The 14,036-nt window shown below is 66.9% G+C and carries 10 protein-coding genes and 1 pseudogene; 5 read left to right on the forward strand and 6 right to left on the reverse strand.

Annotated elements, in window-relative coordinates; translation table 11 throughout:
* Window positions 1-4: 4 nt before the first annotated feature.
* Genes ACK4HJ_RS14590 through ACK4HJ_RS14600 form a run of 3 tightly spaced genes read right to left on the reverse strand, consistent with a single transcriptional unit; the run spans window position 5 to window position 3,282 of the window.
* Window positions 5-994, reverse strand: coding sequence for an HlyD family secretion protein (locus ACK4HJ_RS14590; RefSeq protein ID WP_409832846.1), 990 nt, complete (start codon window positions 992-994; stop codon window positions 5-7).
* A 5-nt stretch (window positions 995-999) separates the two neighbouring features.
* A complete protein-coding gene (locus ACK4HJ_RS14595) occupies window positions 1,000-2,442 on the reverse strand; it encodes a TolC family protein (RefSeq protein ID WP_409832847.1) in 1,443 nt (480 codons plus the stop codon).
* 18 nt (window positions 2,443-2,460) lie between these two features.
* Entirely contained in the window at window positions 2,461-3,282 is an 822-nt protein-coding gene (locus ACK4HJ_RS14600; RefSeq protein ID WP_409832849.1) for a metal-dependent hydrolase, read from the reverse strand.
* Window positions 3,283-3,405: 123 nt separating this feature from the next.
* On the opposite strand from ACK4HJ_RS14600, the gene ACK4HJ_RS14605 reads away from it, so the two are divergent.
* Window positions 3,406-4,011: a TetR/AcrR family transcriptional regulator gene (locus ACK4HJ_RS14605; RefSeq protein WP_409832852.1), complete on the forward strand. Its 606-nt coding sequence runs from the start codon at window positions 3,406-3,408 to the stop codon at window positions 4,009-4,011.
* A gap of 33 nt (window positions 4,012-4,044) precedes the next feature.
* Here ACK4HJ_RS14605 and ACK4HJ_RS14610 read toward each other — a convergent pair whose 3' ends face one another.
* Window positions 4,045-4,278: a hypothetical protein gene (locus tag ACK4HJ_RS14610; RefSeq protein WP_409832855.1), complete on the reverse strand. Its 234-nt coding sequence runs from the start codon at window positions 4,276-4,278 to the stop codon at window positions 4,045-4,047.
* Window positions 4,279-4,291: 13 nt separating this feature from the next.
* Between ACK4HJ_RS14610 and ACK4HJ_RS14615 the strand changes: the two are divergent.
* Together ACK4HJ_RS14615 and ACK4HJ_RS14620 are read left to right on the forward strand one after the other, a co-directional pair.
* Window positions 4,292-4,956: pseudogene (locus ACK4HJ_RS14615) on the forward strand (response regulator transcription factor).
* Window positions 4,953-6,386, forward strand: coding sequence for a sensor histidine kinase (locus ACK4HJ_RS14620; protein ID WP_409832856.1), 1,434 nt, complete (start codon window positions 4,953-4,955; stop codon window positions 6,384-6,386). Before ACK4HJ_RS14615 ends, ACK4HJ_RS14620 begins: the two are co-directional and overlap by 4 nt.
* Before the next feature lie 127 nt (window positions 6,387-6,513).
* Here the strand turns inward: ACK4HJ_RS14620 and ACK4HJ_RS14625 are convergent, their stop codons facing one another.
* Window positions 6,514-8,907, reverse strand: coding sequence for a DUF1631 family protein (locus ACK4HJ_RS14625; protein ID WP_409832859.1), 2,394 nt, complete (start codon window positions 8,905-8,907; stop codon window positions 6,514-6,516).
* Between the two features lie 115 nt (window positions 8,908-9,022).
* Window positions 9,023-11,104, reverse strand: a complete 2,082-nt coding sequence (locus ACK4HJ_RS14630; protein WP_409832861.1) for a sodium-translocating pyrophosphatase — start codon at window positions 11,102-11,104, stop codon at window positions 9,023-9,025.
* Between the two features lie 272 nt (window positions 11,105-11,376).
* Between ACK4HJ_RS14630 and ppa the strand changes: the two genes are divergently transcribed.
* Both ppa and ACK4HJ_RS14640 read left to right on the forward strand, forming a co-directional pair.
* Window positions 11,377-11,913, forward strand: coding sequence for an inorganic diphosphatase (gene ppa, locus ACK4HJ_RS14635; protein ID WP_409832864.1), 537 nt, complete (start codon window positions 11,377-11,379; stop codon window positions 11,911-11,913).
* Between the two features lie 273 nt (window positions 11,914-12,186).
* Window positions 12,187-14,010 carry a methyl-accepting chemotaxis protein gene (locus ACK4HJ_RS14640; protein ID WP_409832865.1) on the forward strand — a complete coding sequence of 608 codons (1,824 nt, stop codon included), beginning with the start codon at window positions 12,187-12,189 and terminating at the stop codon, window positions 14,008-14,010.
* The last annotated feature ends 26 nt before the right edge of the window (window positions 14,011-14,036 follow it).

The following is a 14,036-nucleotide window of genomic DNA, read 5'->3' on the forward strand; positions in this document are numbered from 1 at the left end:
AACTTCAGTTGACCAAGACGGTCATGCCGGGGCGAGCGCCGTCGATAGGGGCTGCCGGACGCGCACGCACTTCAAAGGTCCGGGCATCAAAGCCTTGGCCCGCACGCGTGGCCCGCCACGTCGCAAAGTCGGGCAGCGGGGCCAGGTGGTAGACCTTGAACTTCACCGCCTTGTTGCCCAGCGCGGGCAAGGTGGCTTCGAACTCGCTGCCGATCCCAAAGCGCTGCAGCCGGTCTTCGCGCACGTTCAGCACCACCCACTGGTCCTTCAGGTCCACCACCGTGACCACGGCCACGCCCTGGGGCGACAGCTCGCCCGTGCGGGCCAGCACCTTGGCCACTTCACCAGCGACGGGGCTTTTCAGTTCCGTCTCGGCCTGGGCGGCCTGCACCTCGGCCACCACACCGGCCACCTGGCGCGCCTGGGCACTGGCGGCCGCGCGGTCTTCGCGGCGCGCGCCGGACCGGGCCAGGTCGTACTGCGCCTTGGCAGCCAGCGCCTGGTCGCGCGATGCCTTGAAGTTGGCCTCGGCCTCGTCGCGTTTTTGCGTGGCCACCAGGCCGTCGCGCGCCAGGCCGTCCACGCGCTTGAACGAGGTTTCGGCCAGGTCGGCGGCGGCCACGGCGCGCTGCCAGTTCAGGCGGGCCATCTCCACCTCTTGCGGGCGGGCGCCGTGCTGGGCCTTGTCGGCCACGGCCTGGGCAGCCTCTTGCGCCGCCGTGGCCTGGGCCAGCTTTGCGGTGACCTCGGGGCTGTCCATGCGGATCAGCGGTGCGCCCACGGCGATCTGGTCGCCTTCCTTCACCAGGATCTGCGCGATGCGGGCGGTGACCTTGGGGGCGATGTCGGCTTCTTGCGCCTCGATCTGGCCCTGGAAGAGTTCAGGCGCGGGTTGAGACGCCTTCCAAAGGCCAAAGCCGACGAAGCCCGCCACGGCCACAAAGGCCACGGTGGCCACTGTTGCGGCTTTCTTGCTGTTGTTGTTCTTGCTCATCGTGTTCACTCCACTTTCATTGCATCGGCGCGCGCCATGTACTTGCCAAAGTCTTCCGACAGGCCGCAGGCCTCCAGCAGCTCGGCCAAGGCCTTCACGTAGTCGTGCGCGGCCTGGGCGCGTTCGGTCTGAGCCTTGGCCTGGTTCACCTGCGCGTCGATCAAATCGAGCGTGGTGCTGGTGCCGGCCTTCAGGCCCGCAGTGCGCAGGCGTAGCACTTCGTCCGCAACCTCCAGGCCGGGCTGCAGTGCCAGGTAGGCGCGGCGCGCCTGCTCCAGCGCGAGCCAGCGGCGCTCCACCAGCAGGGCAATGTCGTTTTGCGCCTGCGCGCCGGTGCGCTCGGCCTGCTCGATCTGCCGGATGGAGGATTCGGCCAGGGCGTTACGGTCGATGGAATCCCACAGCGTCCAGCGCACCCCCACACCGGCCACCCAGTCGGCGTCGCGGCCGGTCTTGAGCTGGCGCTGGCCGAAGGCGAACACCTGAGGCTTGCGCAGCGCTTCCTGTGCCGCGTGCAGCTGCGTGGCCTGCTCCTTTTTGGCAGACACCTTGGCCAGGCCCGGGTGCCGCGCCAGTGCGGTGTCGATGAAGTGCGGCAGGGGCTCCACCGGCCCGTTCAGCACGAAGAGCGGGCTGGTGGGCGTGACGGGCTCGGCGGCCTTGAGCGTGCGGGTGAGTGCCGTGGCGGCCAACTCGGCATCGTCGCGCGCCTTGCGGGCGTTGCGGCGGGCGTCTTCCAGGGCCGAGCGGGCCTGCAGCCGGTCCACGCGGGCGATCACGCCGGCATCCAGCATCTTCTGCGCGGCGGCGTCGTGCTGTTCGATGGTGGCCAGGGCCGCTTCGCGCAGCACTGCAGCGCGCTCGGCCAGCTGCGCGCCAAAGTAGCGCTGCACCAGCAGGGTGGTGGCTTCGTGGCCGGTCTTGTCGGCATCGGCCTGGGCCTCTTGCGTTTGTGCGTCCATCAGCCCGCGCGCGGCGCTGCTGGCGCCGCCTATGTAGATCGGCCAGACGGCCGAGACCGAGGCCGTGGTATCGCTCTTGTTGCGGTTGAGCGTGTAGCTGGACGGCAGGTGCGGCATCTGCGCGATGGGCCCCGCGAGCTGGGGCGGCAACTGCGACAGCACGCCGGGCAGGGCGCGGTTCAGCGGGTTCAGGTCCACGTCCAGGTTGGCGTTGTAGGCGTAGGCCGCGCCGCTCAGGTTGACCACCGGGCCGCCCAGGCGCTGCACGGCGTCGCGCCGCAGCTGGGCGCTTTCCACCGCGTTGCGCGATGCGGCCAGCTGGTCCGAGCGCTGCTGCAGCTGCTGCAGGGCGACGTCAAACGCGAGAGGCTCTGCTTGGGCGGGCAGGGCAGTGAGTGCGGTGAACGCCAGGGGGGCGGATGCGATCAGGCAGAGCAAAGCTCCGCCCGCCCGGCCGGTGCGCCGGGGCGTGAGGTTGGTTTTCATGGTGTCAGGTTGTCGTGGTCAGCGCGCCCCCACCGGGGTGTAGGCATCGCTGTGTTCCGCCAGCCAGCATTCCGAAAGGTCGCTGCCGTGCTGGGTGGGATGAAAGTCGGGCCGCAGGTATTGGCGCCACGGTTGGTAGGTCTCTCGCACCAGGCCGCCTTTGCCGAACAGGGTGCGGGCGGCGCTGGCCCAGGTGCTCCACTTCCACAAGGTGCCGTCACGGCGCAGGTTGTTCAGCGTCTGGCGCAGCACATCGGCCAGGAAGACCCAGGTGATGCGGCGGAACCAGGTGATGCGCCATTCGTGGTTGCCACCCAGCGCCTGGTACAGGTCGAACGCGGTGTTCTTGTGTTCGGCCTCTTCGGCGCAGTGCCATTGCCACATCGTGGCCAGGCGGGGCTCGGCGCCCTGCAGCACCTCGGGGTGGGCCAGCAGCCATTCGGCCAGCAGGGCGGTGAAGTGCTCGTTGGCGGCCGTCACGGCCAGCAGGTGGCGCGGGTCGGCCCCGGCAAACAGCTTCATGCGCTCTGCGGCGCGCGGGGCCCAGTCGTTGACGAGGCCCTGTTTTTCGAGGTGGCCGTTGAACAGCGCGTGGATGCGGCGGTGTGTGGCCTCTTGTCCGATGAAGCCGCGCACCTCGTCGGCAAACTGTGCGTGCAGGTCGGGTGGGAGTGCCTTGTGGCCGTCACGCACAGCGTCGATGAAGAACTGCTCACCCACAGGGAAGCTCATCGACAGCGCGTTGAACAGCGCCGTGCGAAATGCGTCACCGCCGCACCATTGGCGCGCAAACGGCGTTTCCAGGTCAATCAGCAGACGGCGGACAACAAGTTCGGTCATGGGCGATCTCCGTCAGGGGCAGGAGGGGAAAGGTTGGTACGTTGCAGTACCGAATGGTTTGTATGATGCAGGTCAACTGTGGTACTGTCAAGTACCTAATCCGATTTCGAGGATTTTTTTGCCATGACTGCCGCTGCCGACACCCCCACCCCAGGCAATGAACACCGCGCCCGCCTGCTCGAAGGCATGGCCCGCGCCGTGGCCGCCAAGGGCTATGCCGACACCACGATTGCCGACATCGTGCGCGAGGCCAGTGTGTCGCGCCGCACCTTCTATGAAAACTTTGCCGACAAGGCTGAATGCCTGATTGCGCTGTACGAGGTGGCCAGCGGCAACGCCATTGCTGTGCTGCGCGGTGCCATCGACCCGCACAGCGACTGGCAGGCCCAGGTGGAGCAGGCCATGGCGGCCTACTTTGGCGTGCTGGCGCGCAACCCGGTGCTGCTGCGTACCCTGTTCATCGACATCCTGGGCCTGGGCGCACCAGGCCTGGCGGCGCGGCGCCGCGCCAACCAGCAACTGGCCGACCTGATGCTGGATGTCGTCAACAACCGCCCCGGCGAGCGCCTGCGCAAGACGCCGCTGCAGCCCACGATGGCGATGGCAGTCGTGGGGGGCATCAACGAAATGGTGCTGCAGGCCATTGAGCAGGACCGGGCCGGGCAGTTGCTGGAGCTGGTGGAGCCCGCCTCCACGTTGCTGCGGGCGGCGATTTCCGCAGAGTTCTGACTCCAGGCTGCGCCGCTGCACGCGCCTGCTGCCTCACACCTCGTTGGCAATCTCGATTAGGTTTTCATCCGGGTCGTAGATGTAGACCGAGTGCAAGCGGTGGCGTGCGCCCGTTGCGCCCACCGGGCCTTGCACAATGAGGACGCCTTCGGCCTGCAGGTGGGCGATCACGTCCTCGAGTGGCGTCCGGGTGGGAAAACACAGGTCGCCCGACCCCGCCGTGGCATGGCGCACGTTGGAGTCCACCACGGTGCCCACTTCGTGCACGTTGATCTTTTGCGTGCCGAAGTGCAGCGCGTACCGCTGGGGCGACACCCTGCTACGCGCCCAGCTGCGCACCGCGCTGCACGATGCGGGCTACACCGTGGACGAGGCCGACAACGGTCGTGACGCGCAGTTTCTGGGCGAGGCCGAAGCGGTGGATGCCGTGGTGCTGGACCTGGGCCTGCCGGTGGTGGATGGGATCTCGGTGCTCAAGCGCTGGCGTGCCCAGGGCGCAACATGCCGGTGCTGATCCTCACGGCGCGCGACAACTGGCACGAGAAGGTCGCAGGCATTGATGCGGGTGCCGACGACTACCTGACCAAGCCCTTTCACATGGAAGAACTGCTCGCGCGACTGCGGGCCCTGATCCGCCGCGCCAACGGGCAGGCGTCTGCCGTGCTGCAGTGCGGCGACTTGCAGCTGGACACCCGCAGCAGCCGCGTAACCCATGCGGGCCAGCCCGTGGTGCTCACTGCGCACGAATACAAAGTGCTGAACTACTTCATGCACCGCCCCGGTGTGCTGGTGTCGCGCGCAGAGCTGGTCGAACAGATCTATGCGCAGGACTTTGACCGCGACTCCAACACCATCGAAGTGTTTGTGGCGCGGCTGCGCAAGAGGTTGCCCGGCACCTGCATCGAAACGGTGCGCGGCATGGGCTACCGGCTGGTGTCGCCATGAGCTGGGGCGCGGTTCCTGCTGCGGCCTGGCGCGGGTCGCTGTCGCTGCGGTTCCTTCTGCTGGCAGTCACGGTGGCGGGTGTGGCTGTGGCCGTGGTGCTGGCGGGGCTGGTGCTGAGCGGGCTGTTCCGGGAGCATGTGCAGCGGCAGTTTGAGGCCGGCCTGTTGCAGCAGCTCGACCAGGTCACGGCACGGCTGGAGTTTGATGCCCAGGGCCAGCCGTTGGTCGCCGCGCAGGCGCTGTCAGACCCGCGCTGGCTCAAACCGTATTCAGGTCTGTATTGGCAGGTGGATGCCATGGCGGCCGACGGGCGCAGCCGGGTGGGAATGCTGCGCTCGCGTTCGTTGTGGGACACCAGTCTGGCTTTGCAGGTGGATGCGCTGGCCGATGGCGCCGTGCATGTGCACGAAGTGAGAGGCCCCCAGGGCGCGCCCTTGCTGGTGCTGGAGCGCACCGTGCGTGCCGGGGGCGTGAATGCGGCACGCTGGCGCCTGATCGTGGCGGCTGATCTTCAGGCTACACAGGCGGCCACGGCGCAGTTCACGCGCGTGCTGGGCGTGTCGCTGCTGGTGCTGTTGGCGCTGCTGTCACCCGCCGCCTGGGCGCAGGTGGCGGTGGGGCTGAAGCCCTTGCAGGCGCTGCAGCGGGGCTTGCAGGATGTGCAGCAGGCTCGCACCACCCAGTTGCAGGGGGCATTCCCTGCGGAGGTGCAACCGCTGGTGAACGACTTCAACGCCGTGCTGACCTGCAATGCCGAGGTGGTGGAGCGTGCGCGCACCCAGGCCGGCAATCTGGCCCATGCGCTGAAAACACCGCTTGCGGTTTTGGAGAACGCCGCGCGGACTCCCACGTCCGACGCCAGCGAAGCATTGGCAACACTCGTGCGCGACCAGGTGGACGTGGCAAAACGCCACATCGACTGGCACCTCGCCCGGTCGCGCATAGCAGCGTCTGTGCAGGTTCCGGGACAGCGCGCAATCGTGGAACCTGTCGTGGGCGGGCTGGTGCGGGTGTTGAACAAACTGTATGTCGAGCGTGGTGTGGCGATTGCCGTTATGCTGCCCCAAGCGCCGATCTACTTTGCGGGTGAAGTGCAGGACTTGCATGAGATGCTGGGCAACCTTTTGGACAACGCGTGCAAATGGGCGCGGTCCGCTGTCAGGCTGACGGCGGAGGAACCGGTGCGAGATACCTATAGGACGACCCAGCAGGTAGTGATTGCCATAGACGACGACGGGCCAGGCATCGATGCCGCGCAGCGCAAGCATGCCTTGGAACGTGGTGTGCGACTGGACGAGGCTGTGCAGGGTGCGGGCCTGGGCCTGGCCATCGTCCAGGACCTGGCGGCCATGTATGGAGGGCGGTTGGAGCTTGATCGCTCCGAACTTGGCGGGCTGCGCGCAGTGCTGACGCTGCCTGCCGCGCAATAGCTGTAGGTGTACTCGGGCCGTGGGCCGTGTGCTGCGAGTGATGGTTGCGAAGAATTTTCAGGTCAAAATTGCTGCCAGCGCTTATCCAATAAGCGCGGGAAGCTATCAATTCAGAAGCGTTTCCGCGTCACAGGCGGCTCTCCACACTGTTGCGCATCGCCTGCTCTGCCACCGCGTCCAGCGCCACGTCCACCACGGGGTGGTCGGTCAGCACCTCCAGCGCGCCGTGCTGGTACAGCCTGTCCAGCAGGCGCTGGGTCATGGACTGGGTGCGGCCCGCAGCGCTGGTGAAGAGGAAGAGGGTGCCGTGCTTGCCGATCCAGGAAAGCTGCGTGCGTTCCCACTGGCCGGACACCAGCAGGTTGACCCAGTTGCCCACGGCCAGCGGCGGGCAGGGGGTGGCGGGGGCTGGCTGGTGGTGTGGGGGGGCTGCGTCGCCCGCGTGCTGGTCCGCAACGGCGTCGGCTTCCGGGACAGCCGGCAGGTTTTCCCCGTCTGCTGCGCTGATGTCCATGTAGCCGGACTCTTTGGCTTCGGCAGGTGCCAGCCAGGGCTCGTCGTCTGCCAGCGCGGCGGGCTCCGTCAGGGCGCGTGGCGCGGCTGCCGCAGGGGCGCCCGCATCCGTCGTCGCGTCCTGTCCGTGTGTGGCCGTGCCTGCCGCAGGTTTGGCAAAGGCAGCCTGGTGCTGCTGCATCAGCAGCTCGAAAACTGCGTCGGTGCGGGTGGCGGGGTAGTCGATGAGGGCCAGGCCCTCGCGCAGGCGGGGCAGCAGGGTGGGCAGCATGCGGGCCAGCTCTGCAGTGTTCTGGCGTGTCAGCTCGGGCTGAGCGCTCCAGATCAGGCGGTCCACCAGGGCGTGGTATAGGCCGGGGTCGGGGGAGTCGTCGGGATTCGTCAGACGGGCTTCGGCCAGCACCTGGGCCCAGGGGCCCAGGAGGAACTGGGCGACTTCCTCGGGCACGCGGTCGATGTGGGGGCGCTGCGCCAGGTCGCGCGACAGCGTGGCCGCCAGGGCGTGGCGTTGTTCGGCGTGCTGAAGGGTTTCGATGGCGCGGGCGCGTTCTGCCTTGCGGGCTTGCTCCTTCTCGTCCCACTTGGCGTGTAGCTGTTTCAGCGCCTCTTCAAAGTGGTGCGCGCTGTCGATGGTGGCGGTGGACAGGGGGCCCGCAATGTTCATGAGCGAGCGCATGAAGCTCTGGAACCCGGGTGCTTCAGTGCTGTTGAAAGCCAGGCTGCGGTCAGTGATGTCTTGCAGCAACCGGCGTGCGGCGTGGTCCTTGTGGCTGAAGAAACGCGGGTCGGCGACGGCCAGTTGCATGAGGGCCGGCTCCAGCGCGCGGATGAACTGCTGCACGGGCCACAGCAGGCGCGGATCGTGCGCGATGTTGTCCACCATCAGCGCGACCACCTCCATGCTGAGGGCCTGGCCCAGGCCGGCGCTTTGCTGGGGCTGGCGTAGCGCCTCTGTGCCGCCGCTGCCAAGGCGCTGCATCATGTGGCCGACCTGGTCCATCTCCTGCAGCGCTTCGAAGGCGGCGGGCACGGTCATGGCGAAGTCGGTGGCGGGGGCGTCGATTTGGGGCAACTGTGCAGGGTTGTTGTCAAACTCGCGTGCAAAGCGGTCGGCAAAACTTTCCTCTGGGGACGGGGCCCCGGCACCGTCACCGGCAGCGGGCGCCGCCGGTGGTACCTGTGGCGCCATGAACTCGCCCAGCAGCAGGCGGCGAAGCCGGTCGAGCGTGAGCAGCGGGTCGCCACTGCTCCGGGCCTCGGCCAGGTCGTTGTCCGCCGCAAACCCGGGGGATGCGCCACCTGCGGCAGGCGCCACATACAGCAGGTTGCCGTCGGCCTGGCGCATGGCATAGCCCACGGGCTGCACGCCGGCTTGCTTGAGGCGGTCGATCTGCGTGCGGTACAAGCCGCGCAGCTCGTTACCCAAGGCCTGGGCCATGGGGCCCATCCAATCGGTGCGCACCTGTGGGCTCAGCTGCATCTGTGAGACCACGGTTTGCAGCGCCTGCAAAAAAACGTCCGGGCGCAGCGGGTTGTGCTCGGGCTGCACGCGGGGCAGACCCAGGGCGCCGCACACCAGCGCGTCCAGGTCGGCCAGCGGGCCTTCCACTGCAGTCACCAGCACCTGCTTGGCGCGGGCGCGTTCCACGCTTTCGTTCACCTGGTTCTCGTCCATCAGCTCCAGCTCGTCGAAGTGGATGGAGAACAGCGAGCGCGTGGGCGCGGCGTCGGCCTGCGCAGCGGTCTGCGCCATGGCCTGGCGCAAGGCATCGGGATAGCGATCGCGCATCACGGGGGTCAGATGCGTGAGCTGCTGGCGCGCGCCCTGCAGCGCCTGGTGCTCGCCCGGCGTGCGGGCCTGGTCTTGCCGCTGCTGCAATGTGGTGCGTGCGGCGTCGGCCACGCGCTCCAGCAGCGGGCCGGCCTGGGCCAGCACCTCGGTGGTGATGCGCTCGTGGGGGGCGGGCGCGCGGGCCGGTGCGTGTGCAGAAGGGGTGTGCGGGGCCATCTGGGAGGTGTTGGAGTGCCGTGCCCGTGATGGTACGCGGCAAAAAGGGGCCGAAGCCCCCCGTTTTCCTTGATGCGCGGCCTTCTTAGGCTCGGCCGGGCCCCCGTGTCAGCGCCTATCCGCCGTGGAACTTGACCACCAGCGGCACGATGAGCAGCGCCACGATGTTGATGATCTTGATCAGTGGGTTGATGGCGGGGCCGGCCGTGTCCTTGTAGGGATCGCCCACGGTGTCGCCGGTCACGGCAGCCTTGTGCGCCTCGCTGCCCTTGCCGCCGTGGTGGCCGTCCTCGATGTACTTCTTGGCGTTGTCCCACGCGCCGCCGCCCGTGCACATGCTGATGGCCACGAACAGGCCGGTGATGATGGTGCCCATCAGCAGGCCGCCCAGCGCCTTGGGGCCCAGCAGCAGGCCCACCACCAGTGGTGCAATCACCGGCAGCAGGCTGGGGATCACCATCTCCTTGATGGCGGCGGTGGTCAGCATGTCCACAGCCTTGCCGTATTCGGGCTTGCCGGTGCCGTCCATGATGCCCTTGATGGTGCTGAACTGGCGACGCACCTCCACCACCACTGCGCCCGCTGCGCGGCCAACGGCCTCCATCGCCATGGCGCCGAATAGGTAGGGGATGAGCCCGCCGATGAACAGCCCTACGATGACCAGCGGGTCCGACAGATCGAAGCTGATGGACCGGCCGTAGGTTTCGAGCTTGTGCGTGTAGTCGGCAAACAGCACCAGCGACGCGAGCCCGGCCGAGCCGATGGCATAGCCCTTGGTGACGGCCTTGGTGGTGTTGCCCACGGCGTCCAGCGGGTCGGTGATGTCGCGCACGCTGCTGGGCAGCTCGGCCATCTCGGCAATGCCGCCCGCGTTGTCGGTGATGGGCCCATAGGCATCCAGCGCCACCACGATGCCGGCCATGCTCAGCATGGCGGTGGCCGCCACGGCAATGCCATACAGGCCCGCCAGGCCGTACGACACGATGATCGCCGTGCATACAAACACCACGGGCCAGGCGGTGGAGCGCATCGACACGCCCAGGCCTGCAATGATGTTGGTGCCGTGGCCCGTGGTGGACGCCTGGGCGATGTGCTGCACCGGCGAGTACTGCGTGCCGGTATAGAACTCGGTGATCCACACCAACACGGCCGTCAGCACCAGGCCCGTGGCACACGCGCCAAACAGGCGGATCTGCGTGCCCGTGGCGGTGATGGCGTTGTCCGGAATGATCCACAGCGTGACGAAGTAGAACGCAATAAGCGACAGCACGCCGGCAATCGCCAGGCCCTTGTACAGCGCGGGCATCACGTTCTTCATGCCAGGCGAGGCCTTGACGAAGAAGCAGCCAATGATGGACGCGATGATGGACACAGCCCCCAGCGCCAGCGGGTACACGACGGCGTTGACCGGCGCGGTGGCCACCAGCAGCGCACCCAGCACCATGGTGGCGATCAGCGTCACTGCATAGGTCTCGAACAGGTCGGCCGCCATGCCGGCGCAGTCGCCCACGTTGTCGCCCACGTTGTCGGCGATCACGGCGGGGTTGCGCGGGTCGTCTTCAGGGATGCCCGCCTCCACCTTGCCCACCAGGTCGGCGCCCACGTCGGCGCCTTTGGTGAAGATGCCGCCGCCCAGGCGCGCAAAAATGGAAATCAGGGACGAGCCAAACGCAAACCCGATCAGCGGATTCAGCAGCGTGGCCAGGTTGGCGGTGGGCGTGAGGTTGCCATTGCCCGCCAGGAACCAATAGAACGCCGTGACGCCCAGCAGCCCCAGCCCCACCACCAGCATGCCGGTGATGGCCCCGCCGCGAAACGCCACATCGAGCGCCGGGCCGATGCCTTGCGTGGCCGCTTGCGCCGTGCGCACGTTGGCGCGCACCGACACATTCATGCCGATGAAGCCGCAGGCGCCCGACAGCACCGCGCCCACCACAAAGCCGATGGCCGTGGTCGTGTCCAGAAAGATGCCGATGAGCACGGCCAGCACCACGCCCACGATGGCGATGGTCTTGTATTGCCGCGCCAGGTAGGCTGCCGCGCCGGCCTGGATGGCGGCGGCGATTTCCTGCATGCGGGCGTTGCCCGGGTCTTTGGAAAGAATCCACCCCCGGGCCCAGATGCCGTAGGCCACGGCGATGAGCCCACAGACGAGGGCGAGGATGAGGGGGGAGGTCAGCGCTGAACTGGCAGCCATTCAATACTCCTTGGGTGTGTTGCACGGAGGGGGTCCAACGCATCGGTGGCATCCCCGCTGCGTTGCTTCCTCGTGCTCCCTGCGCACCGCTGGGGCGGCTGGAGTCGATTGGCCAACGGGCCCAATTTACAGGCAAACGCCGGTTTGCAAGCGGGCAGAAAGGGGCGTGCCCCTAAAATCAGGGTTAATCCCGACGCTTCGTTGTGCTGTGTCATCAACGTGACGCAGCGCTTGCATCGCGGGTTGCCGTTTTCAAACCACTATTCAAAGACATGTCTCTCAACAACGTCCCCCCAGGCAAGAACGCCCCCGAAAACTTCAACGTCGTCATCGAAATCCCGATGAACTCCGACCCCATCAAGTACGAGGTGGACAAGGAATCGGGCGCCATCTTCGTGGACCGTTTCATGACCACGGCCATGCACTACCCCACCAACTACGGCTATGTGCCGCAGACGCTGTCCGGCGACGGCGACCCGGTGGACGTGCTGGTGATCACCCCCTACCCGCTGCACCCCGGCGTGGTGGTGCCCTGCCGCCCTCTGGGCATCCTGATGATGGAAGACGAAGCCGGCGTGGACGGCAAGGTCATCGCCGTGCCCACCTCCAAGATCCTGCCCATGTACGACCACTGGCAGAACATCGAGGACGTGAATGCCATGCGCCGCAACGCCATCGCCCACTTTTTCGAGCACTACAAGGACCTGGAAAAGGGCAAGTGGGTGAAGGTGGTGGGCTGGGAAGGCATTGAGGCCGCCAAGAAGGAAGTGGCCGACGGCATCGAGGCATTCAAGAAGTCGCAAGCGTAAACGGCCCCGGGCCGGAAGATGCTCTGAAAAATTGGAGCCAAATCGGCCCCTGGCGCTTATCTGGTAAGCGCTAGCAGCTATCAAAATTAAAGCATGCAAGCTCTTTGGCCTGCATGCTTTTTTTATGGCCGCATTCGGCGGTGGGCCATCTGCCCATGGGGGTCATGCCCTAGCCGGGGTGGGCTGGGGCGCTGATAGACTGCCGCATCAATTTGTTACAGCTTGTACTGGTGCAAGGGCGGCCGGGTGGCTGGTTTCTTGGAAGGGTGAGTCATGAGAGTTTCCGATCTGCGCATTGGCGTCAAACTGGGTGCAGCTTTTTTTGCTGTGGTGTTGCTGACCACGGTGCTGGGCGTGATCGCGCTGGTGCAGATGTCGCGCATCAACAGCAACGCCGAGGCGATCGCCACCAACCTGCTGCCCAGCGTGGAGCAGACCGGTGACCTGCGCGTTCTGTTCAACCGCATGCGTCGGTCCGAGGCGGGCATGGTCACCGCGCGCAGCCTGGTGGAGGTCAAGGCCTTCTCCGAACAGGTCGCCCTGCGTGCCAAGGACATCGAACAGGTGGAAAAAACCTACGAGCCCCTGATCAACGACCCCAAAGAGCGGGAGATCTACGACACCTACAAGAAGCGCAAGGCCGAATACGCCGTGCTGCAGGCCAAGCTGGTGGAGATTGCCAACGGTGTGGACTTCACCTCCGCCGAGACGCTGGAACTGACAGGCGACGCGCTGTCCATGGTGTACGCGGGCGAATCCGAAGGTGCCTTTGTGGCCGTGGCTGAGACCCTGGGCCAGATGCAGGCCCTGAACTCCGAAAATGCCAGGAAGGCCAGTGAAGAAGCCCGCCAGGTGTTCAACATGGCCCGCATCTCCTTGTTGGCCACCCTGGCCGTCTGCGTGGTGCTGGCCGCGCTGCTGGGCGTGGGCATTACCCGCGCCGTGACCCGCCCCGCGCACCACGCGGTGCGCGCAGCCCGCGCCATTGCAGAGGGCGATCTCACAACCGACGTGCCCGCGGGCGGCAAGGACGAAATGGGCCAGCTGCTCACCGCCCTGACCCACATGCGCGACAACCTGGCGCGCGTGGTGTCGGGTGTGCGCAGCAACGCCGAGGGCGTGGCGTCGGCGAGCTCGCAGATAGCCTCGGGCAACAACGACCTGTCGGCCCGCACCGAACAGCAAGCCAGCGCGCTGGAAGAAACGGCCGCATCGATGGAAGAGCTGGGCTCCACCGTCAAGCAAAACGCCGACAACGCGCGCACGGCCAACCAGCTGGCCGTCAATGCATCGACCGTGGCCGTGCAAGGCGGCGACGTGGTGGCCGAAGTGGTCGAGACCATGAAAGGCATCAACGAAAGCAGCAACAAGATTGCCGACATCATCTCGGTCATCGACGGCATCGCCTTCCAGACCAACATCCTGGCGCTGAACGCGGCGGTGGAAGCCGCCCGTGCAGGCGAACAAGGCCGCGGGTTTGCCGTGGTGGCCAGTGAAGTGCGCAGCCTGGCCGGACGCAGCGCCGAAGCCGCCAAAGAGATCAAGAGCCTGATCACCGCCAGCGTGGAGCGGGTGGAACAAGGCACCCTGCTGGTGGACAAGGCCGGCACCACCATGACCGAAGTGGTGGCCTCCATCCGCCGGGTGACGGACATCATGGGCGAGATCAGCGCGGCCAGCAGCGAACAAAGCGCAGGTGTGGGCCAGGTGGGCGAAGCCGTCACGCAGATGGACCAGGCCACGCAGCAGAACGCAGCGCTGGTGGAGGAGATGGCGGCGGCGGCCAGTGCACTGAACGCACAGGCGGGCGAACTGGTGAATGCGGTGGCGGTGTTCAAGCTCGATGCGAGCCAATACACCAGCGCCGCGCGGCCTGCTACTGCGCCCATGGCCGTGCCCGCACCCGCCCGGGCGGCACCGGCCGTAGCGGCCAGCAAGCCCGCTGCTGCGGCTGTCAAAACCAAGCCGCTGGCCAGCCTGGGCGCCCCCAAGCGCCCTGCAGCAGCGGCTGCCTCTGCGCCCGCCGCCAGCAAGCCCGCAGCGCAACCCTCCGCGCCTGCCAAGGGCGGGAGCGATGACGACTGGGAAAGCTTCTGACGCCAGGCATCCTGCCGCGCCACATG

The sequence above is a fragment of the Acidovorax sp. genome (assembly GCF_046294525.1).
Lineage (GTDB): Bacteria > Pseudomonadota > Gammaproteobacteria > Burkholderiales > Burkholderiaceae_C > Acidovorax.